Source organism: Mycobacterium sp. NTMscope_Eco_3 (assembly GCF_976985685.1).
Map to the genome: position 1 here is coordinate 3,438,120 of NZ_CDRJYZ010000001.1, position 23,331 is coordinate 3,461,450.

Here is a 23,331-nt window from a genome sequence, read left to right on the forward strand (position 1 = left end):
TGACTTTCCCTCGGTGTTAGAGTAAAGAAATGCGTCCTACGTCGGTGCCTGCACGCCTGGTCGAAGCCGGAGTGCCGGTGGTCACAGGCGATGCCCGCAGCATCACCTACCGCGATGGCAACCACGCGGTCACCGCCGAACTCGTCCTGGCCGACCGAGTGTCGTCACCAGCATCCGTGCTGGGCCGCGATCGCCGCCCCGGCCACCGGATCTTCCTCATCTGCGAAACCATATCCGAGGAGGCACGTTCAGCTCTGCTGGCCGACACTAACGTGGACCTCAGCGTCGCCAGCACCGGCGAACTGGTGCTCTCCGGGACGACCTATCGTGCCCCCGTGGGGGCGCGCCCACACCGAGGCGCAGGCGAACGTAGCTGGCGGCGGCGCGCGGCCGAGCGGGTCTGCGTGCTCACCCGCGAGCACCTGCGCCAAAGCGACCTCGCCGCGGCCATCGCCGTCAGCCAGCAGGCGGTATCGAAGATGGTCGAGAAGGAGCCGCTGCCAGATACCCCCATGGCGCCCGACGCTCGTCGGGAGTCGCTCGTCGAGCTGGCGTCAGTGCCAGCCGATGACGGAGTCGTTGAGACCTACTGGTACGGGATGGACCCCGTCACCGACCAGGTCCGCAGCGCGATCCGGCTCGGCGCAGAGCTGACCGTGCCGGTGATCGCCGGCGGTGAGGTCGCCGCCGACGTGCTGGCGCCGTGGCGGGTGCCGAGACACGGCCTGGTCTACGCCCAGGAGCTGATCGACCTCACCGACTTCGGTCTGGTGCAAGCCACCGCTGAGGAAGCAACCTTGACCGTACGTGTTCCTGCCGACTCGACGGTGTGGGCGACCGCCGCGTGGTGGAACCAGCTCACCGATGTGCAGCATTCCGACATCATCACCGCAGACCCGGTGGTTGTCCTGCAGGATATGAACGCCGGTGCTGATGCTGGTGACGGCGCCCTGCAACGACTCGACGACTGGATCGCGGGCCGGTGACCGGCGCGGTATCGGTCATCGTCGCGTGCACCGCCGTGGCCGATGACAACGGGATGCGCGCGCTGCACGACGTGTTCACCGTAGCCGCTGACCTGGATTACCGCGTCATCGGCGGCCACATGGTGCGGCTGCTACGTCATGTCTATGACGTGCCGGGAATCCCGCGGGTGACCTCCGATGCCGATACCGGAATTGACGAGCAGGTAGCTGTCGCCGGCGACTTGCACGACCAGCTCACTGCGCTGGGCTACACGGACACCAGCGGAAACCGATACGAGCTCGGTGGGCAGGCGGTCGATCTCCTGGTACCCACCGAGGCCAAGGCGGGCAAGCGATACCTCGGGGAACGGGCCTTTGACGGGGCGCCCGGATTGCGCCTGGCGCTGGCGTCACCGCCGATCCAGGTCGCGGTCACAGCGCGGCTCACCGACGGCACCTATCTGGAATTCGAAGTCCCGCTTCCCGACGTTGAGGCCGCGTTCGTGATGAAGATGCTGGCATGGACAGTGCGGCACTCCGACCGCGACGTGAAGGACATCGAGACGATGCTGGAGATCGTTGCGTCGCAACCGAAGTACCGCGCTTCGCCGTGGCGGATGCATGATCCCGCTGTCACCAAGTTCGGTGAGCGCAAAGACGCAGCTCGGGCAGCGGGACGGATGATCGTCAGCCCGCCCCGGCTAGTTCCGGCCCGGGTGCGGGTTCTGCTTCGCCAGCACGTCGCGTTCGCGCCACGCTGACATTAGGACCCCTCTATCAACATAATTTGCTGCCACCTTCGAGCATCTTTCGTCTTTATTTTGACGTGCGGTCGCTCTGCGGTGACTTGAGACGGCTGTGCCGTCAAATAAGGAAGGGCGACCAGCATGGCTGACACAACATTTGACGAACCGCAGCCTCCAGCCGCTGGCCTTGCACTAAGCCAACTCGATATTCCTCGTGACTAGCTGATCAGCAAAGGCCAGGCCGGCTTCAGCGGGCTCGATCACGTGACGGCGTATTAACGGAGCACGGAAGGTTGTCGGTGTGCACGTGCACGATGCCGAGCATGAGGTTGGTACCGATCAGCGGCTACACCGACTGCAACGGCCGCAGGGTGCCGCCGTACGTGCAGCGGCGCCGAGCGGCGGCCCCACGCTTGGGCCAGCAGGACGCCCTGCGAGCTGCCCAGGTCATCGACGGTCGGCGCAGCGGGTGGGGTGCGGGGGGGTCCGTGGTCAAGGGTGCGACCAAGCTGGCAGCTACTGCGGCGGGCGTGCTGGTGGCCGGATGGGCGCTGTGGCAGGCGGCTGGGCAGGTGCGCGAGTTCACCGGTGACCGTTTGGAGAACCCGGCCCCACTGGCGGGATCCTCATGGTTTGCCACGGCCGGTGTGGTGTGCGAGGCCACCGGCCGGTTCGAGGCCGTCGGTGCGCTGCCAACTCGCAGACGGTCTGCGCCGTCAAGCCGTGAGCGCTAACCCGTTGTGCGAGAGCAAGTGGTACGGCGCCATCGTGGCGCTACGCGCGGGCGAGGGGCCCACAGTCGGTGTGCGCCGACGGGCCACTCGGTGCGCCCTTGTCGATGGAGGTGCTCGATGCCGGCCAAACCGCCACGTACGGATCGCTGGGTGCCGCCATGCTCACCTGTCGCTCCCTGCGCAACGGCGGGGTGTACTGCTATGACCAAGGCAGCGGACGAGGGTTCGAGTTCGGCCCGACCGGTTACCGATTCGACGATGCATTCCTGGGCCAGGTCGCGCATAGAGATGGTGTGCGGCAACATAATTGATGATTGGTGGGCTGTCCTTTGCGGGCACAACGCTGGGACTTCCGTCGCAAAAGAAACGAGGTCGAGGTGGACATTGGGACACACAATGGTGACGGCGTGCCGCCCGACAGCGGGCGGGTGATTCGAGAAGAATTGATCAAATATATGGCGGACACACTGCGCGACCTGCCCGACCAACAGCGGGTGTTCCTGCACCTACCCCGCGCGCGTGTGGGCACGGAATGGTCACAATGGATGGACCACGCCCAACCGACAACGCACGGTAACAACCTGGGCTTCACCGTGGGATATGTGTTCTACCCCGGCGGAGAATGGGACGCCTCAACGGTATGTGAGCGGCTGCAACAACTGTGGCGGATGTGGGGATGGACCGCCACCCTGGGACTACCCCCGGTCGGAGACGGCTACACGCTCGTCGGCCGCTCCTATGACGGCTACGAGTTCACCCTGTACGCCGCACCGCAACGACGCGGCTCCAGCCTGGAAATCGTGTCGCCACACTTCGATCCCGGCACAGGCAATACGAGGGTCACCATGCCGTTCGCGGTCACCCCCTTCGGGGAACTGTCGCTACCCCAAATATGGGCAACCCACCCAGAACTCGTCAAATGGTGAGCACCCACGCCAGCCGAACTGGGATCTCTCCGTTGAACTCGATGGTATGCAAGCGGATTAAAGTTCATACCGAATCGCTGCCCGTCTCCCGGCCGAGCGAAGTAGCGGTAACTCCACCTGACGGTGGATGGAGCCGCTGGCGCGTCACCGACACGATGCAACATTCGCAGTAAAATTTCTACAAGCAATGTAGTATGTACAGCATGCAGCTAGAGCGGCACGAGGTCGATGCTTTCGCCCAGATCCTATTAGCGGCATACGTCGGTGCGGCCGCCGATGCGCGGACCTTCACCGCGGAATGGGGTTCACCGCCCACCCGGATGGATAAGTCGCATCGATTCCGCTCAATCGCCCAGGCGCAGATTGCTCAGTCGGATCAATTCGCGCTGCACCAGGAATACATGGAATCGGGACGCGTGCAAGTCACCGACATGAGCACGCGAGATTCCTACCTGATCCGCAGCAAGGCCGCGATCGACATTGAGGAAGCCCTTTCCGGGGCCGAACAACTTGTCTTGTTCGAACCACCGCGCCAGAATCGTAGCGGACACCCCAAGCTGCTCGCCTACACCTTCGAACGGGGCGGCATGCGACTGTGGGCCTGTGCAACCAAGCGGATGGTCAATCGGCAGCGACTGGTACCCGCAGGAGAATTGGACCACGTTGGATTCTGGCCCTTCGCGGCCGATTCGCCGCCAGACGGTGGCGGCGACTTGAAATTTGACCAAGGCGAGAACGATCCGTTCGATGACCTCGGCGAGGATTTGGACTTCGGGGAGGCAGACGGCCTGTGAACAGGCTGCGAGCATTCCGCGACATCGAAGGGCTCAACCAGGGCGACCTCGCAGAGATTCTCGGCCTGTCGGTACCAATGGTGTCAGCGATCGAAAGCGGTCGCCGAAGCTTCGGAGGCGATCTCGCGGCCCTGGGTTACCGCAATGATCGACTGAGCTTGCCTGACATGTCCGAACCCATTCATCGGGCCCGAGCGTCGACATCGGTTGCGGCAAAGAAGCGGGCCAAGGAGCTTCTCCGGTTGGCCGGCGAAGTCTTCGGCGAGTTGCTTAACGTCACGCCGAAGGCCCCCGATATTCTCCTGCACCGACATGGGCCAGGGGCCGGCCCCGATGAAATCGAGGAACTGGCCGGCGACATCCGTGCTGTGCTGGGCCAGGAGGAATCGGGGCCCATCCGCAATCTGACCGCGCTCGTCGAACGCGCGGGGATCTGTCTTGTGCCGATTCCTAGCCTTCCCGGGCTAGACGGCTTGTCCGCGTGGGTGAATGGTGTACCGGTCATCGGTCTCAATCCCGCAGTTCCGGGCGATAGGTTCCGGTTCAGTTTGGGACACGAATGCGGCCACTTGATATTTCACGATCGTCGTCACGATTCCGTGGAAAGCGAAGCGAATCAGTTTGCAGGTGCACTGCTGTTTCCGCGTGCAGATTTCGACGCCGCGATGATCGATAAGCCCAAGTTGGCCGACTTCATTCAGTTGAAGAGTTCATGGGGCATGTCAGTGGCCGCGATCATCTACCGCGCACACGAACTCGACTACATCGACGATGCTCGCTACCGTGCCCTACAAATCCAGATGTCGAAGTGGCGCCGAACCGAGCCCGGCGAATTCAAACCTGCGACAGGAACACTATTTCAGCGCCTCGTTGAGGTCCACGGAGGCACGCAGGACGTTGCGAAACGCCTCGGAATCAATCCCAAACACCTTGCTGCAGTCGTGAACTGGAGCCACCTTCGGCTAGCGTAAACACGATGGCGACAGCCCGATAGTCAATCCCCGGCAAATCAAGGCCGGCGTTCAATGAAGCTATGGGGCACTTCAGTTTTTCACTCCGGTCACCGGAAGATCCATTTCAGGAGAACCAGTAGACCTCATACCGGTGTCATGCAGCGCGCCAAGACTCAAGAAGACTGCCCGCGCAAGGTCCAGAAACGGGATGCGCTTGTGGCCAGGGAAAGGGTTGTATTAGGCCAGATTCCGTGCGCTGACCGATTCGTCTACTGTCCGCTCCAATGGGGCAGGCGGGCTGTCCGAGTTCGAACAGTGGTTCGACCGACCGGAGCTAGGCCTTGACCGCTCAGCAGACCCAGGCACACGGTGGCGGTGCGCCGGGGAACGAAAGCACACCCACCATCGGGTGCGTCACCGAGGTGGACACCCCGACAGCCGCGGCGGCGCTCAGGCTGTAGCGCCAAGGATAGCTGAGGCCGCTCACCAGCATTCGTGTCGCGACTGCTCAACGAAATGCGTTTGGCGGACATGTCGGAGGCAACCGCTAGCATCCGCAGCCAAAGCCGAAGCGGCACGGGCGATCACTCCCAGCATGCTTGACGCAAAGGAAAGGTGACATCGGTGGCGAGGAAGAAGATCGGCATCCAGGACGCCAGTATCGCGGAAATTGAGGACCTGGAACGGTGGCAAATACTTGCTGGAATTGGGCCCGGCAGTGCGCTGGGCGAAGACCTCGCTGAGGCAAAGGAGTCGGGCGTCTTAAGTCACGCACTACGAGGGGGGATTAAGCACGCGCGATCAATCAACCAGTACGCCAACATGTTCGACAGCCTCTGCGCGCGAACTCTGGTCCTGTCGGCGCGAAGCGGTGCAAAAACAGTGGGGCTGTTGCTTCTCGGGCCGCCCCCAGCGCTGCTGCAACGAGGACCGCAATTCAATGGCCAGAATGCCGCGTTCTTATTTCACGTCGCAAAACTAGGTGTCCTAGCGGTCGATCCAACCGTGCACGGCACGGGCATCGGATCGCGGCTAGTCAGGGTAGGGACCGACATTGCGCGCCAGTCGGGATATCTCGTCCTTTACGGTGAGTTCCATGCTGACCGGCCCGCCCTGCCAACGTTTTACGAACGGTGCGGGTTCGAAGTACTCGAAACGGACCAGGCGCTCAACCTCACCGAAGTAATGGGCTTCCCCACCCTGATAAAGCCAACCGGCAGCGACCGACTCTTCGTCACCGGATTGACCTAGATGCGCCAATGCGGATGGACGCGGTTGATGTCGAGGCTGCGTGCGCCGGGAGTACCCGGGGCGATCACGGCGTGACCGAGCACGGACTTGATGACCGCTTGTTGGCGGTCGATGTCCAAGCTGTCCCATTGCTCGCGGAGCAGGTGTCCGGTGCCCGCGAGTTCGTTGACGTCTGCGGTGTCGGTGGCCGCGGCGATCGCTTTACGCGTTTGGGCGATGCGGGCGGTGATGGGGTCACGGGCGGCGATCCACTCCCGCGCGGTCACGGCACCGTCCGCATACAGCGCGGCCAGCTCATCCAAACGGGCGGTGTCGGCGTCGAGCTGAACCGACAACTCTGCGACATTGGCATCCACGCTGGATTTCCCCACTAGTGCATCGGCCAGTGCCGGAGAGTCCAACCGGGTCAGCACCGCGTCCGTGAGAAGGTCCTCGACGGGTTGAGCCACGACCGTCAAGCGGCCGCAGCCGCCCTGATCCGGGCCGCTCAGACACACATAGCGGCGCACCCGGTTCTCGGGATTGACATGGCGGGCTTGGGAATACAACCGGTTGCCGCACCGGCCGCAGCGCAGCAATCCCGACAGCAGGTAGGTGCGCGGGGCGCGGGTCTTGGTCAGCGCCCGCGCGGTCATGCGGGCTAACACCTGATCGCGCTGCATGGGGCTGATGATCGCTGGCCACGCGGCCTCACCGATCACCTGGCCGTGATGCTCGCGCAGTCCCGCCACGCGACCCGAGCATAGGATTTGGCGCACCGCCGAGGTCCGCCACGATTTCGATGCCGCAGGCGCGATCCCGGAATCGTTGAGCCACATGGTCAATGAGCGGATCGAGGCCCCCGCCAGATACCGGTCCACCATCTCACGCACCACGGCAGCCTCCTCGCTGCGCACGGTGATCTTGTCGGGTTCGTACCCGAACGGGCGCACCGAGCCGTGCGGGCGTCCTTGTTCGGCGTTCTGCAACATCTTGCGGCGGATGCGTGCGGATTTGCGTCCGGACTCTTTGGCGGCGAACGCGGCGAAAATCCGGGCCATGAACAACCCGTCATCATTGCCCAGATCGATATCGGCGGTCACGGTGGCCACGTCGCGCACTCCTACCGATTCACACAACGCGACGAACTCTTCCAGCTCCACCGGGCGGCGATGCAACCGATCCAAGTTGTAGACGAGCACCGCATCGCGCGCACCCGACTCCAGATCGGCCAGCATCCGTGCGTACTCGCGGCGCGGTTTACCAGAGAAGGCCGACACATCATTATCGACGTACTCATCACCGACTGGCCAGCCGCGATCGGCGGCCAGCTTGCGGCAATCCTCCAACTGGCGCGCCACCCCTAACCCGGCGCCCTCAACGTCAGCAGAGATACGTGCGTAGACCGCGGCCGACTGAACACCAACTCGCTGAGCAGTGGCTTTCCGGCGTGACATGAGGGTAGTTTAACATTATCTCAGCTTCGACGCGTGGGTGGGACCGCCTTCGGTGTACGGGATCGTATGGTCCACATCGCAGGCGGTGGCCGGGGAGCCTGTCAAGTTTTCTGTGTAAATCGCCCTGTCTGATTGTTGGTGTCGGTTGTTGTGGTGCTTACAGATAACGTTCGATGCGCTCTGGATAGACCAGGGTGAGTTGTTCGAGCGCTTTCTTCCAGTTGGTGACCACTTGTCCTTCCACGAGGCGTCCGGGGGCTACTCGGCCGTGCTTTTGGCCGCGCTCCTTGGCCCGCTGGGCGGCGCGTTTGTCCTCGATGTTGCAGATCGCCAGCCAGAGCAATTTCACCGCCGAGGCGTCGTTGGGGAACTGGCCACGGTTCTTGATGACCTTGCGCAGTTGGTAGTTCAGCGATTCGATCGAGTTGGTCGTGTAGATCACCCTGCGCAGCTCGGGCGGGAATCCCAGAAACGGGATGAACTGTTCCCACGCGCGTTCGAAAACCATTGCCACCGTGGGGTTTTTCTTACCCAAATCCGATGCGGTGAACGCGTCTAACTCCACCCGGGCGGCATCGGCGTCCGGCGCGGTGTAGATCGGCTTGAGCGCCGCGGCCACGGCCTTGCGGGCGCTGTAGGACACGAACCGCAGAGCATTGCGGATCAGGTGCACTACACAGGTCTGCACCGCAGCTTGCGACCACGTCGCCGCGATCGCCTCGGGGAACCCGGTCAGCCCGTCACAGCACACGATCAGCACGTCCTTGATGCCGCGGTTGGCCAGATCAGCGCAGACCGACGCCCAAAACGAGGCTCCCTCGTTGGGCTGGACCCAGATCCCCAAGACGTGTTTGACCCCGGCCAGATCGACACCCACGGCGATGTGTGCGGCCTTGTTGCGGGTGTGGCCGCCGTCTTTGACCTTCACGATCATCGCGTCGAGATAGATCACCGGGTACAGCGGCTCCAACGGCCGGCGCTGCCACGCCAGGACCTCATCGGAGACCTCATCGACGATCTTAGAGATCGTCTCGTGCGATACCTCGGTTCCGATCGTGGACGCTAGATGAAATTGAATGTCCCGCAACGTCATTCCACCGGCATATAGCGAGACGATCATGTCATCGAGCCCACCGATGCGGCGGGCGCCTTTGGGGACCAGTCGCGGGGTGAACGAGCCGTCGCGGTCGCGCGGCACCTCCAGGGGAACCGGACCGGCCTCGGAGTGCACGGTCTTGGGCGAGCTGCCGTTGCGGGCATTGGGCAGCTCCCGGCCGATCGGGTCGCCCTTCTCATAGCCCAGATGGTCGGTCAGCTCCGCGGCCAGCCCGCGTTCGAGGGCGAGCTTGATCAGTCCCGGCAGCAGACCTCCCTCACCGGTCAGAGCTACCTCGCCGGTATCGATCTGCGCTAGTAGATCATCGACTGCACCCGAAGCCCGAAGCGCTTCGGCCATCTCGACCGTCGAGCCAGCCTCAACCAGCGTCCCATCCATGTCCTTGCCTGTCGTCACGTCCTGCGATCCTTCCGTTAACAGGACTTACACAGACCATCTGACACGCCCTGGCCGGGCGATCACAGCCGGGCCAGCGACAGGTCAGATCCCGACACCGCACGAAATCGGCCAACGCCTTCGAGGGCACATAGCCGGCCTCCGGGGCGGCGTCGCCGGGATGGGTCAGCGGCACCAGCCGGGCCGAGGCCGCCAACTCGGCGAGTAGTTCGGGTGGGATCAATCCCTCGCCACCGATCTCGACACCCGGCGTGGATGCGCGACCCTGCAGCACAGCGTGCGCGCCGATCACATGGATCACCACCGGGCCCGCGGCCCGACCCCCCGCCGCACAATCCGGGCGCCCGCAGCGACACCCCAACCGATCGGCGTCGGCGGCCAACGCCCCCAACGCATCAGCACGGCGCTGCTCACGGGTGCGCGGGTCATGTACACACACCGTGGCCGCCAACCCATCCAACCGTTTGTCCAGGGCATGGGCGTCCGCGGCGTACAGGGTGGCTTCCACATGCGCCAGCCCGTCGCCCATGTCGGCCATCCACACCTCGCGGCCGGCCGCACGCTCCTGGCGCCGGCGCACCGCATCGACGTCCGCGCGCGCGACCACCTTGTCGACCGCCGCGGCCAGCCGGCCCTGACTCAACGACGGCCACCGACCCACACAGCCCGCCAACGCCGCGTCCACCGCCCCCAGCACCTCGGGGTCGGTGATCAGATCGGTGCGGAACACGATCGTCTGAAACATCCGGTAATCGATATCCCCGGCGGCAAACACCGCCCCCACCTTCGGCAACCGCTCCCGCATCACCCGCGCATAGCGCACCCGACTCGCCGCCAGGCCCTGGCCGATCCGCAACTGCGCGCCCACCTCCGCGGCCACCGCCGCCTCGGTATCCACCGCCCAGCCCTCGGTCTCCGCACAGCGCGAGAGCCGATAGGCAAACAACTCCCCGATCGCCACCAACTGCGCCGCGGCCGCCCGATTCTCCACCCGCCCCGCCACACCGATCCACTCCAGCAGCGCCGCCGACTCCCGGGTCGACGACGGGTAACACCGCTCGATCAGCTCATCAAACTCGGCGATCACCGCACCCCGCCGCCGTTCATCGAACATGTGTTCGAGTATGCCACGCGGGTCTGACAAAAATCTGGTGCGGCCGTCGAGCCCCCGAAACGGGCTACTGACCCAGTCGCGCAACCACGTCGGCGACAACGGACTCCACCGCGACGGCCGACTGCTCCCCGGTCCCGAGGTCCTTCACCCCGACGGTGCCGGCCTCGATATCGCGGTCGCCCAGCACCAGGGCGACCCGGGCGCCCGATCGGTCGGCCGCGCGCATCGCGCCCTTGAGCCCGCGGTCGCCGTAGGCCAGGTCGACGCGCACCCCGGCGGCCCGCAGCTGACCGGCCAGCACCGCCAACCGCAGCTTGGCCTGCTCGCTCAGCGGCACGCCGAAGACCTCGCAGCGCGCCGCCGACCCCACGCTCTTGCCCTCGGCCCCCAGCGCCAACAGAGTCCGGTCCACGCCGAGCCCAAACCCGATGCCGGACAGGTCTTGTCCGCCGAGCTCGCGCATCAGGCCGTCGTAACGGCCGCCGCCCCCGATGCCGGATTGCGCGCCCAGCCCGTCGTGCACGAACTCGAAGGTGGTCTTGGTGTAGTAGTCCAGCCCGCGCACCATGCGCGGGTTGATGACATAGGGCACCGAGAGCGCATCCAGGTGTGCCAGCACAGTGTCGAAGTGCTGCTTTGCCGCATCGGACAGGTGGTCGAGCAGCACCGGCGCATCGACCGTCATGGCCTTCACCTGCGGGCGTTTGTCGTCGAGCACCCGCAACGGGTTGATCTCGGCGCGCCGGCGCGTCTCCTCGTCAAGCGGGAGGCCAAACAGGAACTCCTGCAACAGTTCTCGATACGCCGGTCGGCAGCTGTCGTCTCCCAGCGAGGTGATCTCGAGCCGGAACCCGTCGAGCCCCAGGGAGCGGAACCCGGCGTCGGCGACGGCGATGACCTCGGCGTCGAGGGCCGGATCGTCCACGCCGATCGCCTCCACGCCGACCTGTTGCAGCTGGCGATAACGGCCGGCCTGCGGGCGTTCGTAGCGGAAAAACGGTCCCGCATAACAGAGTTTGACCGGCAACGCGCCGCGGTCCAGGCCGTGTTCGATGACCGCGCGCACCACGCCGGCGGTCCCCTCGGGCCGCAGCGTCACCGAGCGGTCGCCGCGGTCGGCGAACGTGTACATCTCCTTGGACACCACGTCGGTGGATTCGCCGACGCCGCGGGCGAACAGGGCGGTGTCCTCGAAAATGGGCAGCTCGATATCGCCGTAACCGGCGCGGCGGGCGGCGCCGAGCAGTCCGTCGCGCACCGCCACGAACTGCGCCGAGTCCGGCGGGACGTAGTCGGGCACGCCCTTGGGCGCAGCAAATTCCGCCACGGGCTACAGGCCTTCGAGGAAGGGGTTGAGGCGCCGCTCGGCGCCGATGGTGGTGGCGTTGCCGTGCCCGGGCAGCACCACCGTCGCGTCGTCGAGCACCAGGAGCTTGTCGACGATCGAGGTCAGCAAGTCGCGGCCGCTGCCGCCGAACAGGTCGGTGCGCCCCACCGAACGCTCGAACAGGGTGTCACCGGTGAGCACGACATCCTTGTCCCCCGTCACCCGGAACACCACCGATCCGCGGGTGTGCCCGGGGGTGTGGTCGACGTTGACCGTCACGCTGCCCAGGTCGAGCTTGTCGCCGTCGCGGTCGAGCTCGACGACCTGCTTGGGCTCCCGCCAGAACGCGCCCGCCACCAGCTGCGCCAGGCGCGGGCCCAGGCCGTAGATCGGGTCTTTGAGCATGAACCTGTCCTCGGGATGGATGTAGGTCGGGCAACCGTAGGTATCGGAGACCTTCTGCGCCGACCACATGTGGTCGATGTGCCCGTGGGTCAGCAGCACGGCGGCGGGCGTCAGCCGGTTCTCGTCCAGGATGCGCCGCAGCGGGGCCATCGCTCGCTGACCCGGATCCACGATGACGGCGTCCGTTCCCGGCCGCTCGGCCAGCACGTAGCAGTTGCACTGCAACATGCCGGCGGGAAATCCGGTGATCAACACGGTTCCCATTTTCCCATGGGGCCCACTTGACACGAGTCGCGGCGCCCACATTAGCCTGAGCTGGCCACCTCACGGGTTTCAGAGGCTCCGACTTCACCAAGCATGGAGGCATAGCGGCCGTGCCGACCAACGAACAACGACGTGCCAACGCCAAGCGCAAGCTCGAGCGCCAGCTGGAGCGGCGCGCGAAGCAAGCCAAGACGCGCCGGATCGTGCTGATTGCTGCCGGCTCGATCGTGGCCGTCGCCGTGGTCGTGGCGGTGGTCCTGACGATCGTCAACACCAAGCACGAACACAAGAGCAACACCGCGGCGTCGACGACACCCAGCAGCAGTTCGCCGGAGTCCACGACGCCCGCCGGGCCGGCGCCGTCCGCCCCGCCGTTGCCGGCGTTCAAGCCGTCGGCCGAGGTGGGCGCCAACTGTCAATACCCGGCAACGCCGGAGCCGGCGGCCAAGCAGGTCAAGCCGCCGCGCACCGGCAAGGTGCCGACCGATCCGGCGCAGGTGAGCGTGAGCATGGTGACCAACCAGGGCCACATCGGCCTGATGCTGGCCAACAACGAATCACCTTGCACGGTCAACAGTTTCGCGAGCCTGGTCGGCCAGAAGTACTTCGACAACACCAAGTGTCACCGGCTGACCACCTCGCCGGGGCTGGGCGTCTTGCAGTGCGGCGACCCCAAGGGCGAGGGCACGGGCGGCCCGGGCTACCAATTCGCCAACGAGTACCCGACCGACCAGTACCCGCCGAATGACCCGAAGGCGCAGCAGCCCGTCCTCTACCCGCGCGGCACCCTGGCCATGGCCAACGCCGGGCCCGGCACCAACGGCAGCCAATTCTTCATGGTGTACAAGGACTCCCAGCTGCCGCCGCAGTACACCGTGTTCGGCACCATCCAGCCCGACGGGCTGGCCACCCTGGACAAGATCGCGAAGGCCGGCGTCGCCGGCGGCGGCGAGGACGGGGCACCCGCCAGCGAGGTCACCATCACCTCGGTGCTGCTCGACTGAGTCCCGACCAGGACCGAAGAGCTCAGGCCGCGGACGTCACGCGGTAGACGTCGTAGACGCCCTCGACGTTGCGCACCACGTTGAGGAGATGGCCGAGGTGCTTGGGGTCACCCATCTCAAAGGTGAACCGGCTGATGGCAACTCGATCACCGGACGTGGTCACCGACGCGGACAGGATGTTGACCTTCTCGTCGGCCAGCACGCGCGTGACGTCCGACAGCAGGCGGTGCCGGTCGAGCGCCTCGACCTGAATGGCCACCAGGAACACCGACGATGGTGACGGCGCCCAATGCACCTCGATGATGCGCTCGGACTGCTGCTGCAGCGAGGCGGCGTTGGTGCAGTCGGTGCGGTGCACGCTGACGCCGCCGCCGCGGGTGACGAACCCCATGATCTGGTCGCCGGGCACCGGCGTGCAGCACTTCGCCAGCTTGGTCAGCACGCCCGGCGCGCCGGGGACCGAGACCCCGACGTCGTCGCTGCTGCGGGGGCGCCGCAGCATGGTCGTGGGGGTGGACCGTTCGGCGAGGTCCTCTTCGGCCTGGTCGATGCCGCCGATTTCGGCCAGCAGCCGCTGCACGACGTGCCGGGCCGACACGTGCCCCTCACCGATCGCGGTGTAGAGGGCGGACACGTCGAGGTAGTGCAGCTCGCGCGCCACCGCGGACAGGGTTTCGCCATTGACCAAGCGCTGCAACGGAAGTCCGCCGCGACGCACCTCGCGGGCCATGGCGTCCTTGCCGGCCTCCAGCGCCTCCTCGCGGCGCTCCTTGGCGAACCACTGCCGGATCTTGGCCTTGGCGCGCGGTGACACCACGAACTGCTGCCAGTCCCGCGACGGCCCCGCGTTGGCCGCCTTCGAGGTGAAAACCTCGACGACTTCGCCGTTTTCGAGCTTGCGTTCCAGCGCCACCAGGCGCCCGTTGACCCGGGCGCCGATGCAGCGGTGGCCGACCTCGGTGTGCACGGCGTAGGCGAAGTCCACCGGCGTCGAGCCGGTCGGCAGGGTGATGACGTCGCCCTTGGGGGTGAAGACGAAAATCTCTTGTACCGCAAGGTCATACCGCAACGACTCGAGGAATTCGCCGGGGTCGGCGGCCTCCCGTTGCCAGTCGAGCAGCTGGCGCATCCACGCCATGTCGTCGATCTCGGCGGCGGCGTGCGGATGCGGAACACCGTTGCGGCCCTTGGCCTCCTTGTAGCGCCAGTGCGCGGCGATGCCGTATTCGGCGGTGCGGTGCATGTCGCGGGTGCGGATCTGCACCTCCAGCGGCTTGCCCTCGGGCCCGACGACGGTGGTGTGCAGCGACTGGTAGACGCCGTACCGGGGCTGGGCGATGTAATCCTTGAACCGGCCGGCCATCGGCTGCCACAGCGAATGCACCACGCCCACAGCGGCATAGCAGTCCCGGATCTCGTCGCACAGGATGCGGATGCCGACCAGGTCGTGGATGTCGTCGAAGTCCCGGCCCTTGACGATCATCTTCTGGTAGATCGACCAGTAGTGCTTGGGGCGGCCCTCCACCGTCGCCTTGATCTTCGACGCGCCCAACGTGCTGACGATCTCGGCGCGGACCTTCGCCAGGTAGGTGTCCCGCGACGGCGCGCGCCCGGCGACCAGCCGGACGATCTCCTCGTACTTCTTGGGATGCAGGATCGCGAACGACAGGTCTTCCAATTCCCACTTGACGCTGGCCATACCCAGCCGATGCGCAAGGGGCGCAATGACTTCCAACGTCTCGCGGGCCTTGCGGGCCTGCTTCTCCGGCGGCAGGAACCGCATGGTGCGCATGTTGTGCAGCCGGTCGGCGACCTTGATCACCAACACGCGGGGATCGCGCGCCATCGCGGTGATCATCTTGCGGATCGTCTCGCCCTCGGCGGCGCTGCCCAGCACCACCCGATCCAGCTTCGTCACGCCGTCGACGAGATGGCCCACCTCTTCCCCGAACTCCTCGCTCAAGGCGTCCAGGGTGTAGCCGGTGTCCTCGACCGTGTCGTGCAACAGGGCGGCCACCAAAGTGGTGGTGTCCATGCCCAATTCGGCCAGGATGGTGGCCACGGCCAGCGGGTGGGTGATGTAGGGGTCGCCGGAATGCCGCAGCTGGGTGGCGTGGCGCTGGTCGGCGACCTCGAAGGCGCGCTGCAGCAGCGACACGTTCGCCTTCGGGTAGATCTCCCGGTGCACCGCCACCAGCGGTTCGAGCACCGGGTTGAGCGTGCTGCGCTGCGCGGTCATCCGCCGCGCCAGCCGCGCCCGGACCCGCCGCGACGCGCTGCTGGACGTCTTCAGGGATTCCGTCGGCGGCTCCGGGGCCTCCATCGGCTGCGTGATGGCTGGCGACTCCGTGACGTTGGTGGGCGCGTCGAGCGCTTGCGCCGCGCTGTTGTCATCCGCCACGTGTGGTCACCTCCGAATTCGAGGATACGTCCTCCCGAATCAACAGCCCGGCTCCTTCTCGCGCCGCTCCGCGGCTGGGAGGAACCCCCGTCGCGGCGCGCATCGTCGCCGGGCGGCGAGCGCTACTCGCAAGTCAGGCTGTGCACCGGCAATGGCGCGACGGCATCCCGGCCGCCCAGCCCGCCGAGTTCGAACAGCACCACCGCCGCCACCACGTTCGCCCCGGCGCGCTTGAGCAGCCGGGCCGAGGCGGCCAGGGTGCCGCCGGTGGCCAGCACGTCGTCGACGATCACGATGTCGCGTCCACGCAGGTCGATGCCTTCGGCGGGGATCTCCAACGTCGCGGTGCCGTATTCCAGGTCGTACCGCTCGGCGTGCACCGGCGGCGGCAGTTTCCCGGCCTTGCGGATGGCCAGCACGCCCGTGTGCAGCCGGTCGGCGACGGCCGCGGCCACCAGAAATCCCCGGGCCTCGATGCCGGCCACCAGATCGGCGCCCGACGCGAGCTCGGCCACCGCGCCGGTGATCGCCGTCATCGCCGTCGCGTCGGCGAACACCGGGGTGAGGTCCTTGAACTGGATTCCCGGCTTGGGGAAGTCAGCCACCTTGCGTGTCAGCGACGCGATGAGCTCCGCCACGGGCGTCCGCCCGCCGACATTCGTCACGGCAACCTCACTGCACCAGGGCCCATCGGTCCATGTTCCAGCCCACGCCCCACCGGGTCGGGTTGTTGCTCACCGCGTACATCTTCTTCGACATCAGCAACGTGCGCTGCTGCCGGTACAGGGGCAGGGTGGGCATGTCGCCCCACAGTATGGGCGCGGTTTCGGCCAGCAGCCGGACCCGCTCGGCGGCGTCGGCCGACACCGCCAGCGCCCCGATCGCGCTGTCGACCTGCGGATTGGTGTATCCGGACAGGTTGTTGCCGTTGCCGGTGTGCAGGGCGTAGGCGTCCAGCGCCGAGGAGCCCGTCGAACCGCTGCCGGTCGCGCCGCCCGTGCTGGCCAGCAGCGCGTCGATCTTGCCGTCCCTCAGCGCCTGCGGGCCCGAGGTGTCCAGGGTGACGCCGGTGACCGTGATCCCGGCCGCGGCGCACGATTTGGTGATGACGCCGACATTGACCGCGAGCCGCGCGTTCGGCCCCTGGTAGCCGATCCGCACCGCCAGCGGCGCACCGCCCAGCGCGTTGCGCGCGGCGACCGGATCCGCCTTGCCGAACGGGCCGGCCTCGGCGGCCCCGTCGGCGGCGGTGACGGCGTCATCGCGGGCCGGGCTCAGGCGTGAATTGGCGATCGGTGTCCCCGCGTCGTGGGCCAGCGCGTCGCGCGGCGTGCACAGCGCGACGGCCCGGCGCGCCTTGGGCGCCGACAGCGGGCCCTGCGGCGCGAAGATCAGCTGCTCGATGCCGTCCGACGGCGCATCGGAGCGCTCGTAGTTGTCCGGCGTGGCCAGCGTTCCCGAGGAACCCGCGGCGACGTCGACGACGTCGACGGTGCGGTTGTTGACCCGGTCCTGGATGTCGGGCCCCTGCGGCCACACCGTGATCCGCTTGGTGACGGCCCTGGGCCCCCACCACCGGTCGTTGGCGACGAGCACCACCGCCCCGCCCTCCAAGATGGATCCGATTTTGTAGGGCCCCGACGACGGGAAGCGCTTGAGGTCGACACCCGGTTTGAGGTCCCAGGTGGTGTTCCACAGCTTCGCGATCTGTTGCACCAGCGGCGCGTTGTGGCTGAGCAGCGCCGCGGTCACGTCGACGTTGAGCTGGTCGGCGATGACGTGCGACGGCATCAGCGAGGTCGCGGTGAACAGCTCGTTGTAGTCGACGACGCCGCGGTCCGGGACGAACGACACCCGCGCCTTCTTTTGCCCGGGGATGCACTCGACGTTGGCGATGTCGATATAACCGCCCTGGGTGGCCGCAGTGAATTCCGGGAAGCGGCCGGACTGGGCCGCCCACGCGAGCACGATGTCGTCACAGGTCAACGGCTTGCCGTCGGAGTAGACGGCGTTGTCGGCGATCTGATAGTCCAGCACCAGCGGCGTGCCGCCGACCACCGACACCGTGCCGAAGTCGCGGTCGGCGACGATTTGCCCGCCCGGGCCGTGGTAGCTGAACCCGGTGAGCGTGCGGGCGAAAGCCTGCGCTCCGGCCGAGGCGGCGCCGACGACGGTGTTGGTGTTGTAGGTGCTCAGCGGGCCGTCGACCACGTAATCGACCTCGGAGGCGGCGCTACCGGCGCACGCGGTCACCACGAAAGCCGCGGCCAGCACCACCGCCAGCCCGGCGCTGATCCACAGCGCGATGCTCCGCCGGCCGGTTAGCACGCCACGATCGGCCCCAGTTCCCCGGTACCTGGTGGCCATCGCGTCTACCGCCGGCCGACGTTCCGCTTGCCGGTGGGACGGCGGGTCCCGGTCGGCCGCACGGGACGGGCACCCGGCGCGGGCTTGCTCGGCGCGGGCTTGGACGGCTGGGTCGGCTTCGACGCCGATTCGCCGGCGGTCGCTTTGGCGTCCTCGGCGGTCTCGTCGGCGTCGTTCACGTCCGGGGCGTTCTCGGCGCCCGCGCGCGACCCGCCGGCCCGCCGACGCAGGACGCGGCGGGTGTGGGTGCGCACCAGCTCGGTGCGTTCGCGCATGCTGACCAGCAGCGGCGTGGCGAAGAAGATCGAGGAGTAGGTGCCGACGATGATGCCGATCAGCTGCACCAGCGCCAGGTCCTTCAGGGTGCCGACGCCCAGCAGCCACACCGCCACCACCATCAGCGCCAGCACCGGCAGCACCCCGATGAGGCTGGTGTTGATGGACCGCATGAACGTCTGGTTGATCGCCAGGTTGGCCTCTTCGGCGAAGGTGCGCTTGGGTTTGTGCTGGAAGCCGTGGGTGTTCTCCTCGACCTTGTCGAACACGATGACGGTGTCGTAGAGGGAGAAACCGAGGATCGTCAGCAGGCCGATGACGGTGGCCGGGGTGACCTCGAAACCCACCAGCGAGTACACGCCGGCCGTCACGGCCAGGTCGAAGAACATCGCCGCGATCGCGGCCAGTGTCATGTACCGCTCGTAGCGGACCGTGATGTACACGCCGACCAGCGCCAGGAACACCACGAGGGCGAACAGCGCCTTCATGGTGATCTGGTCGCCCCAGGTCTCGGAGACCGCCGAGTCGCTGATGGCCTGCTTGCTGGGTTTGCCGTCGGGGCCTTTGGGCCCGAACGCGTCGAACAACGCGTTGCGCAGCTTGGTCGTCTGGTCGTTGGACAGCGTCTCGGAGCGAATCTGCACGGTCGCCGCGGCGCCGTTGCCGACGACGACGACCGATTCCGCGTCGTTGCCGAGGGTCTTGTGGAACACCTCCTGGACTTGGGAGGTGCGCACCACGCCGTTCGCCCCGTTGGCGGGCATCGACACCGTCGTACCGCCGTTGAAGTCGATGCCGAAGCTGAAGCCCCGCAACACGATGGACAGGAGCGCGATCGCGACGATCGCGCCGCTGATGCCGAACCACAACCGCCGCCGTCCGACCACCTCGAACGCACCGGTGCCGGTGTAGAGGCGCGACAGGAAGCTGTGCTGCGGCGCCCCGGCGGTGCCGGCGGCGCTGTCGGTCAATTCGGTTGTGCCCTCCGAGGTTTCGGTGATCTCGGTCGCGTCTTTGGAGGCCATCACGTTATCCCTGTCCCGTCTTCACCTGCGACGAACCCCGGCGTTCGCGGGCGACCTGCTGGATTGCGCCCAAGCCGTTGTATGCGGGTTTCGCCAACGTCGGTGACTTGGAGGCCAGGTAGACCAGCGGCCAGGTCACCAGGAACACCACCACCAGGTCGAGGATTGTGGTGAGGCCCAACGTGAATGCGAAGCCCTTCACCTGACCGATCGCCAGCGCGTACAGCACGGCGGCGGCCAGGAAGGTGACCGCGTTACCGGAGACGATCGTCTTACGCGCCCGCGACCAGCCTCGGGGCACCGCCGACCGGAACGAACGCCCTTCGCGGATCTCGTCTTTGATGCGTTCGAAGAAGACGACGAACGAGTCGGCGGTGGTACCGATACCGATGATCAGACCCGCGATGCCCGCCAGGTCGAGGGTGTAGTTGATCTGACGGCCCAGAATCACCAGGATCGCGAAAACCATTGCGCCCGAAGCGCCCAGCGACAGCGCCGTGAGCAGTCCCAGCACCCGGTAGTAGAGCAGCGAGTACAGCAGCACCAGGACCAGCCCGATCGCGCCGGCGATCAGCCCCGCGCGCAGCGAGGTCAAACCCAGTGTCGCCGAGACGGTTTGGGCCTCCGAGGCTTCGAACGACAGCGGCAGCGAACCGTATTTCAGGACGTTGGCCAGCTGCTTGGCGGTTGCCGCGGTGAACGGCGGGTCGCCACCGCTGATCTGGGTGCGGCCGCCGGGGATGGCTTCCTGGATCATCGGGGCGCTGACGACCTGTGAGTCCAGCGTGAACGCGGTCTGGGTGCCGATATGGGCGGCGGTGAAGTCCGCCCAGGTGTTCGCCGCGGCGGACTTGAACTGAAGGTCGACGACGTAGCCGATCCCGCGCTGGTTCTGGCTGGAGGTGGCGTCCTGGATCTGGTCACCGCTGATGATCGAGGGGCCCAGCAGGTAGGCCACCTTGTGATCGGTCGAGCAGGTGATCAATGGCTGGGCGGGGTCGTCGTTGCCGGCCAGGATGTCTTCTTTGTCGCAGCGCGTCGCCTGGAACTGCAGCGCCAGGAACTGAATGCCCTGCCGGGTGCTCTGGCGCCACTTCTTCTCATCGGCGATGCGGTCGGCGAGGTCCTTGCGCGGATCCGGTGGCGCGGGCGCCTCGGCGGGCGGGGGCGCCTCCCCGGCCGGGGCCGGAGCGGGCGCCGGGGCGCCCGGGGCGGGCGCGGGACTGGGCGACGGCGGCGGGTCCTGCGGGTAGGGCCGGGGCTGAGCGCCCGGCTTGCCGCCCGGCGCGGGCTGTCCCGCCGGGGGTGGAGCCGGTTGCTCCGGTTCCCCGGGCGCGGGCTGACCGGGTGCCGGTTGGCCGCCCGGCGCCGGCTGGCCGGGGGCCGGCTGGCGCGGCGCGGGCTTGGGCTCGGCGGTTTGGGCCGGCATCGAGTTGAGCACCGGACGGATGTACAGCCGGGCCGTCTGGCCCAGGTTGCGGGCCTCGTTGCCGTCTGTCCCGGGGACCGTGATGATCAGGTTGTCGCCGTCGACGACGACCTCCGACCCGGAGACGCCGAGTCCGTTGACCCGGGCGCCGATGATCTGCTGCGCCTGCGCCAGCGCCTCGCGGCTGGGGCGCGAACCGTCCGGGGTGCGCGCGGTCAGCGTGACGCGGGTGCCGCCCTGCAGGTCGATCCCGAGCTTGGGCGCGGCCCGCTTGTCGCCGGTGAGGAACACCAGCAGGTAGACGCCGATGAGCAACAACAAGAAGACCGACAGGTAGCGGGCAGGGTGCACCGGCGCCGAAGACGATGCCACGTTCCTTCTATCTCCTCGAGAATCGGTTAGTTACCCCGGACAGAGCCTAGAAAAGCCTACGTGGCCCCGAGGAGCCCGTCGCGCAAGCGGTCCTCCCCCGAAGTATTGGGCGTCAGGAATCCTTGGCGACCGAGCCCTCGTCGGCGGAGTCGTCCCCGTCGACCAGATCCTCGTCGTCGTCGGGCAGGACCCGGTCGCGGATCGCCAGCTTCATCCAGGTGGTCACCACGCCGGGGGCGATCTCGAGGTCGACGGCGTCGTCGGTGATCGCGACGACGGTGGCCTGCAGGCCCGACGTGGTGTGCACCCGGTCGCCCGGGCTCAATGACTCGTGCAGGTCGATGGTGGCCTGCATCGCGCGCTTCTGGCGCCGCGACGCGAAGTACATGAACCCGCCCATGATGAGCAGGAACGGCAAAAACAGGATCAAACTCTCCATGGGCGCGCCCGTCTTTCTTCGTGATTCTCGAGGGGTATCGAGGGGTATCGAGGGAATGCAAGGAAAAGGTGCCGGTCCGAATCGGGCGTCGCGCACCTCGTCACGGTCCAGTGTGCCCGTCCAGTCTGGCAGGCCGCGGCCCGTCACCGACCGTCGCGGTGCAACGAGTGCCCGCCGGCGGCAAGCTCGATAGGCTTTCAACGCGGCGTGACACGCGCGCCGCGGGGAGGAGTACGTGGTGGCCAGCCTCGAGCAGACTCGCCAACTGGTCACCGAGATCCCCGGCCCGGTCTCGCTCGAACTGAGCAAGCGCCGGGCGGCGGCGGTGTCGCACGCGGTCAACGTCTCCGTCCCGGTCTTCGTGGCGCGCGCCGGCGGCGGCATCATCGAGGACGTCGACGGCAACCGGCTCATCGACCTCGGTTCCGGCATCGCGGTGACGACCATCGGCAACTCGGCGCCCCGGGTGGTCGACGCGGTGCGCGCGCAGGTCGCCGAGTTCACCCACACCTGCTTCATGGTGACGCCCTACGAGTCGTACGTCGCCGTCGCCGAGACGCTCAACCGGATCACGCCGGGCTCCGGCGAGAAGCGCTCGGTGCTGTTCAACTCCGGCGCCGAGGCCGTCGAGAACGCCGTCAAGGTGGCGCGCGCCTACACCCGCAAGTCCGCGGTGGTGGCGTTCAACCACGCCTACCACGGCCGCACCAACCTGACGATGGCGCTGACCGCCAAGTCCATGCCCTACAAGGCCGGCTTCGGCCCGTTCGCGCCGGAGGTCTACCGGGCGCCGCTGTCCTACCCGTATCGGGACGGCCTGATCGACAAGGAGCTGGCCACCGACGGGGAGAAGGCCGCCGCGCGGGCCATCAGGGTCATCGACAGCCAGATCGGCGCCGACAACCTGGCCGCGCTCATCATCGAGCCGATCCAGGGCGAAGGCGGGTTCATCGTCCCGGCCGAGGGATTCCTGCCCGCCCTGCTGGAGTGGTGCCGCCGGAACAACGTGGTGTTCATCGCCGACGAGGTGCAAACCGGTTTCGCGCGGTCGGGCGCCATGTTCGCCTGCGAGCACGAGGGCATCGAGCCCGACCTGATCTGCACCGCCAAGGCCATCGCCGACGGGCTGCCCCTGTCGGCGATCACCGGCCGGGCCCAGATCATGGACGCACCGCACGTCGGCGGCCTGGGCGGCACGTTCGGCGGAAACCCCCTGGCCTGCGCGGCCGCGCTGGCCACGATCGAGACGATCGAGAGCGACGGGCTGGTCGAACGCGCCCGCCAGCTGGAACGCCTGATCACCGAACCGCTGCTGCGGCTGCAGGCCGGCGACGACCGGATCGGCGACGTCCGCGGCCGGGGCGCCATGATCGCGATCGAACTGGTGAAGTCGGGCACCGCCGAGCCGGACAAGGAATTGACCCAGAAGCTGACCGTCGCCGCCCAGGCGGCCGGCGTCATCGTCTTGACCTGCGGCATGTTCGGCAACATCATCCGGTTGCTGCCGCCGCTGACCATCGGCGACGAGCTGCTGACCGAGGGCATCGAGATCTTGAGCGGGTTGTTGCGCGACCTGTAGGACCCCGGCCC

At 66.9% G+C, this 23,331-nt stretch carries 20 protein-coding genes and 1 pseudogene; 10 read left to right on the forward strand and 11 right to left on the reverse strand.

Annotated features, from left to right (window positions below):
- Positions 1 to 29 precede the first annotated feature (29 nt).
- The 8 genes from AC0KTM_RS15515 (at position 30) to AC0KTM_RS15550 (ending at position 6,369) form a co-directional block, all read left to right on the forward strand.
- Positions 30 to 986: a hypothetical protein gene (locus tag AC0KTM_RS15515; RefSeq protein WP_225325532.1), complete on the forward strand. Its 957-nt coding sequence runs from the start codon at positions 30 to 32 to the stop codon at positions 984 to 986.
- Entirely contained in the window at positions 983 to 1,726 is a 744-nt protein-coding gene (locus AC0KTM_RS15520; RefSeq protein ID WP_008260785.1) for a hypothetical protein, read from the forward strand. The genes AC0KTM_RS15515 and AC0KTM_RS15520 overlap by 4 nt, the downstream gene beginning before the upstream one ends.
- Before the next feature lie 308 nt (positions 1,727 to 2,034).
- Positions 2,035 to 2,445 carry a hypothetical protein gene (locus AC0KTM_RS15525; protein WP_041321066.1) on the forward strand — a complete coding sequence of 137 codons (411 nt, stop codon included), beginning with the start codon at positions 2,035 to 2,037 and terminating at the stop codon, positions 2,443 to 2,445.
- 68 nt (positions 2,446 to 2,513) lie between these two features.
- Positions 2,514 to 2,756 (forward strand): hypothetical protein, encoded by a 243-nt coding sequence (locus tag AC0KTM_RS15530; protein ID WP_472416059.1) that lies wholly within the window; start codon positions 2,514 to 2,516, stop codon positions 2,754 to 2,756.
- Positions 2,757 to 2,822: 66 nt separating this feature from the next.
- Positions 2,823 to 3,371 (forward strand): hypothetical protein, encoded by a 549-nt coding sequence (locus AC0KTM_RS15535; RefSeq protein ID WP_008260789.1) that lies wholly within the window; start codon positions 2,823 to 2,825, stop codon positions 3,369 to 3,371.
- A 203-nt stretch (positions 3,372 to 3,574) separates the two neighbouring features.
- Positions 3,575 to 4,165 carry a hypothetical protein gene (locus tag AC0KTM_RS15540; RefSeq protein ID WP_225325531.1) on the forward strand — a complete coding sequence of 197 codons (591 nt, stop codon included), beginning with the start codon at positions 3,575 to 3,577 and terminating at the stop codon, positions 4,163 to 4,165.
- Positions 4,162 to 5,136 carry an ImmA/IrrE family metallo-endopeptidase gene (locus AC0KTM_RS15545; RefSeq protein WP_008260794.1) on the forward strand — a complete coding sequence of 325 codons (975 nt, stop codon included), beginning with the start codon at positions 4,162 to 4,164 and terminating at the stop codon, positions 5,134 to 5,136. Before AC0KTM_RS15540 ends, AC0KTM_RS15545 begins: the two co-directional genes overlap by 4 nt.
- A 606-nt stretch (positions 5,137 to 5,742) precedes the next feature.
- Positions 5,743 to 6,369, forward strand: coding sequence for a GNAT family N-acetyltransferase (locus AC0KTM_RS15550; RefSeq protein ID WP_008260795.1), 627 nt, complete (start codon positions 5,743 to 5,745; stop codon positions 6,367 to 6,369).
- Here the strand turns inward: AC0KTM_RS15550 and AC0KTM_RS15555 are convergent.
- The 5 genes and pseudogenes from AC0KTM_RS15555 to AC0KTM_RS15575 all read right to left on the reverse strand — a co-directional run bounded on the left by AC0KTM_RS15555 (position 6,366) and on the right by AC0KTM_RS15575 (position 12,419).
- Positions 6,366 to 7,805: a recombinase family protein gene (locus tag AC0KTM_RS15555; RefSeq protein ID WP_072501373.1), complete on the reverse strand. Its 1,440-nt coding sequence runs from the start codon at positions 7,803 to 7,805 to the stop codon at positions 6,366 to 6,368. The two genes, AC0KTM_RS15550 and AC0KTM_RS15555, sit on opposite strands and share 4 nt — an antisense overlap.
- A gap of 157 nt (positions 7,806 to 7,962) precedes the next feature.
- Complete coding sequence (locus AC0KTM_RS15560) at positions 7,963 to 9,318, reverse strand: IS256 family transposase (protein ID WP_472415113.1); 1,356 nt, start codon at positions 9,316 to 9,318, stop codon at positions 7,963 to 7,965.
- Between the two features lie 37 nt (positions 9,319 to 9,355).
- Positions 9,356 to 10,432, reverse strand: a pseudogene (locus tag AC0KTM_RS15565) (13E12 repeat family protein); the annotation flags it as partial.
- 64 nt (positions 10,433 to 10,496) lie between these two features.
- Positions 10,497 to 11,759: a histidine--tRNA ligase gene (gene hisS, locus AC0KTM_RS15570; protein WP_472416061.1), complete on the reverse strand. Its 1,263-nt coding sequence runs from the start codon at positions 11,757 to 11,759 to the stop codon at positions 10,497 to 10,499.
- 3 nt (positions 11,760 to 11,762) lie between these two features.
- Positions 11,763 to 12,419: an MBL fold metallo-hydrolase gene (locus tag AC0KTM_RS15575; RefSeq protein ID WP_472417488.1), complete on the reverse strand. Its 657-nt coding sequence runs from the start codon at positions 12,417 to 12,419 to the stop codon at positions 11,763 to 11,765.
- Positions 12,420 to 12,538: 119 nt separating this feature from the next.
- Here AC0KTM_RS15575 and AC0KTM_RS15580 point away from each other — a divergent pair, with 119 nt between their 5' ends.
- Positions 12,539 to 13,432, forward strand: coding sequence for a peptidylprolyl isomerase (locus AC0KTM_RS15580; protein ID WP_225330505.1), 894 nt, complete (start codon positions 12,539 to 12,541; stop codon positions 13,430 to 13,432).
- Between the two features lie 22 nt (positions 13,433 to 13,454).
- Here AC0KTM_RS15580 and AC0KTM_RS15585 read toward each other — a convergent pair whose 3' ends face one another.
- From AC0KTM_RS15585 to yajC, 6 genes are all read right to left on the reverse strand, one after another.
- Positions 13,455 to 15,833: a RelA/SpoT family protein gene (locus AC0KTM_RS15585; protein WP_225330504.1), complete on the reverse strand. Its 2,379-nt coding sequence runs from the start codon at positions 15,831 to 15,833 to the stop codon at positions 13,455 to 13,457.
- Between the two features lie 122 nt (positions 15,834 to 15,955).
- Entirely contained in the window at positions 15,956 to 16,498 is a 543-nt protein-coding gene (locus AC0KTM_RS15590; protein WP_472416063.1) for an adenine phosphoribosyltransferase, read from the reverse strand.
- 7 nt (positions 16,499 to 16,505) lie between these two features.
- Complete coding sequence (locus AC0KTM_RS15595; RefSeq protein WP_472416065.1) at positions 16,506 to 18,200, reverse strand: ABC transporter substrate-binding protein; 1,695 nt, start codon at positions 18,198 to 18,200, stop codon at positions 16,506 to 16,508.
- A 5-nt stretch (positions 18,201 to 18,205) separates the two neighbouring features.
- Positions 18,206 to 19,501 (reverse strand): protein translocase subunit SecF, encoded by a 1,296-nt coding sequence (gene secF, locus AC0KTM_RS15600; RefSeq protein ID WP_472416067.1) that lies wholly within the window; start codon positions 19,499 to 19,501, stop codon positions 18,206 to 18,208.
- 4 nt (positions 19,502 to 19,505) lie between these two features.
- Positions 19,506 to 21,302 carry a protein translocase subunit SecD gene (gene secD / locus AC0KTM_RS15605; protein WP_225341319.1) on the reverse strand — a complete coding sequence of 599 codons (1,797 nt, stop codon included), beginning with the start codon at positions 21,300 to 21,302 and terminating at the stop codon, positions 19,506 to 19,508.
- Between the two features lie 112 nt (positions 21,303 to 21,414).
- The gene (gene yajC / locus AC0KTM_RS15610) at positions 21,415 to 21,741 is read right to left on the reverse strand and encodes a preprotein translocase subunit YajC (RefSeq protein WP_225330366.1); all 327 of its coding nucleotides are present in this window, start codon (positions 21,739 to 21,741) and stop codon (positions 21,415 to 21,417) included.
- A 238-nt stretch (positions 21,742 to 21,979) separates the two neighbouring features.
- On the opposite strand from yajC, the gene gabT reads away from it, so the two are divergent.
- Complete coding sequence (gene gabT, locus AC0KTM_RS15615; protein WP_225330367.1) at positions 21,980 to 23,320, forward strand: 4-aminobutyrate--2-oxoglutarate transaminase; 1,341 nt, start codon at positions 21,980 to 21,982, stop codon at positions 23,318 to 23,320.
- Positions 23,321 to 23,331: the final 11 nt, after the last annotated feature.

Excerpts from the sequence above, each read along its gene's own strand:
- AC0KTM_RS15525 (WP_041321066.1), top strand. The coding sequence starts at position 2,035 with ATGAGGTTGGTACCGATCAGCGGCTACACCGACTGCAACGGCCGCAGG.
- AC0KTM_RS15555 (WP_072501373.1), bottom strand. The coding sequence starts at position 7,805 with ATGTCACGCCGGAAAGCCACTGCTCAGCGAGTTGGTGTTCAGTCGGCC.
- AC0KTM_RS15540 (WP_225325531.1), top strand. The coding sequence starts at position 3,575 with ATGCAGCTAGAGCGGCACGAGGTCGATGCTTTCGCCCAGATCCTATTA.
- AC0KTM_RS15595 (WP_472416065.1), bottom strand. The coding sequence starts at position 18,200 with ATGGCCACCAGGTACCGGGGAACTGGGGCCGATCGTGGCGTGCTAACC.
- AC0KTM_RS15515 (WP_225325532.1), top strand. The coding sequence starts at position 30 with ATGCGTCCTACGTCGGTGCCTGCACGCCTGGTCGAAGCCGGAGTGCCG.
- secF (WP_472416067.1), bottom strand. The coding sequence starts at position 19,501 with ATGGCCTCCAAAGACGCGACCGAGATCACCGAAACCTCGGAGGGCACA.
- yajC (WP_225330366.1), bottom strand. The coding sequence starts at position 21,741 with ATGGAGAGTTTGATCCTGTTTTTGCCGTTCCTGCTCATCATGGGCGGG.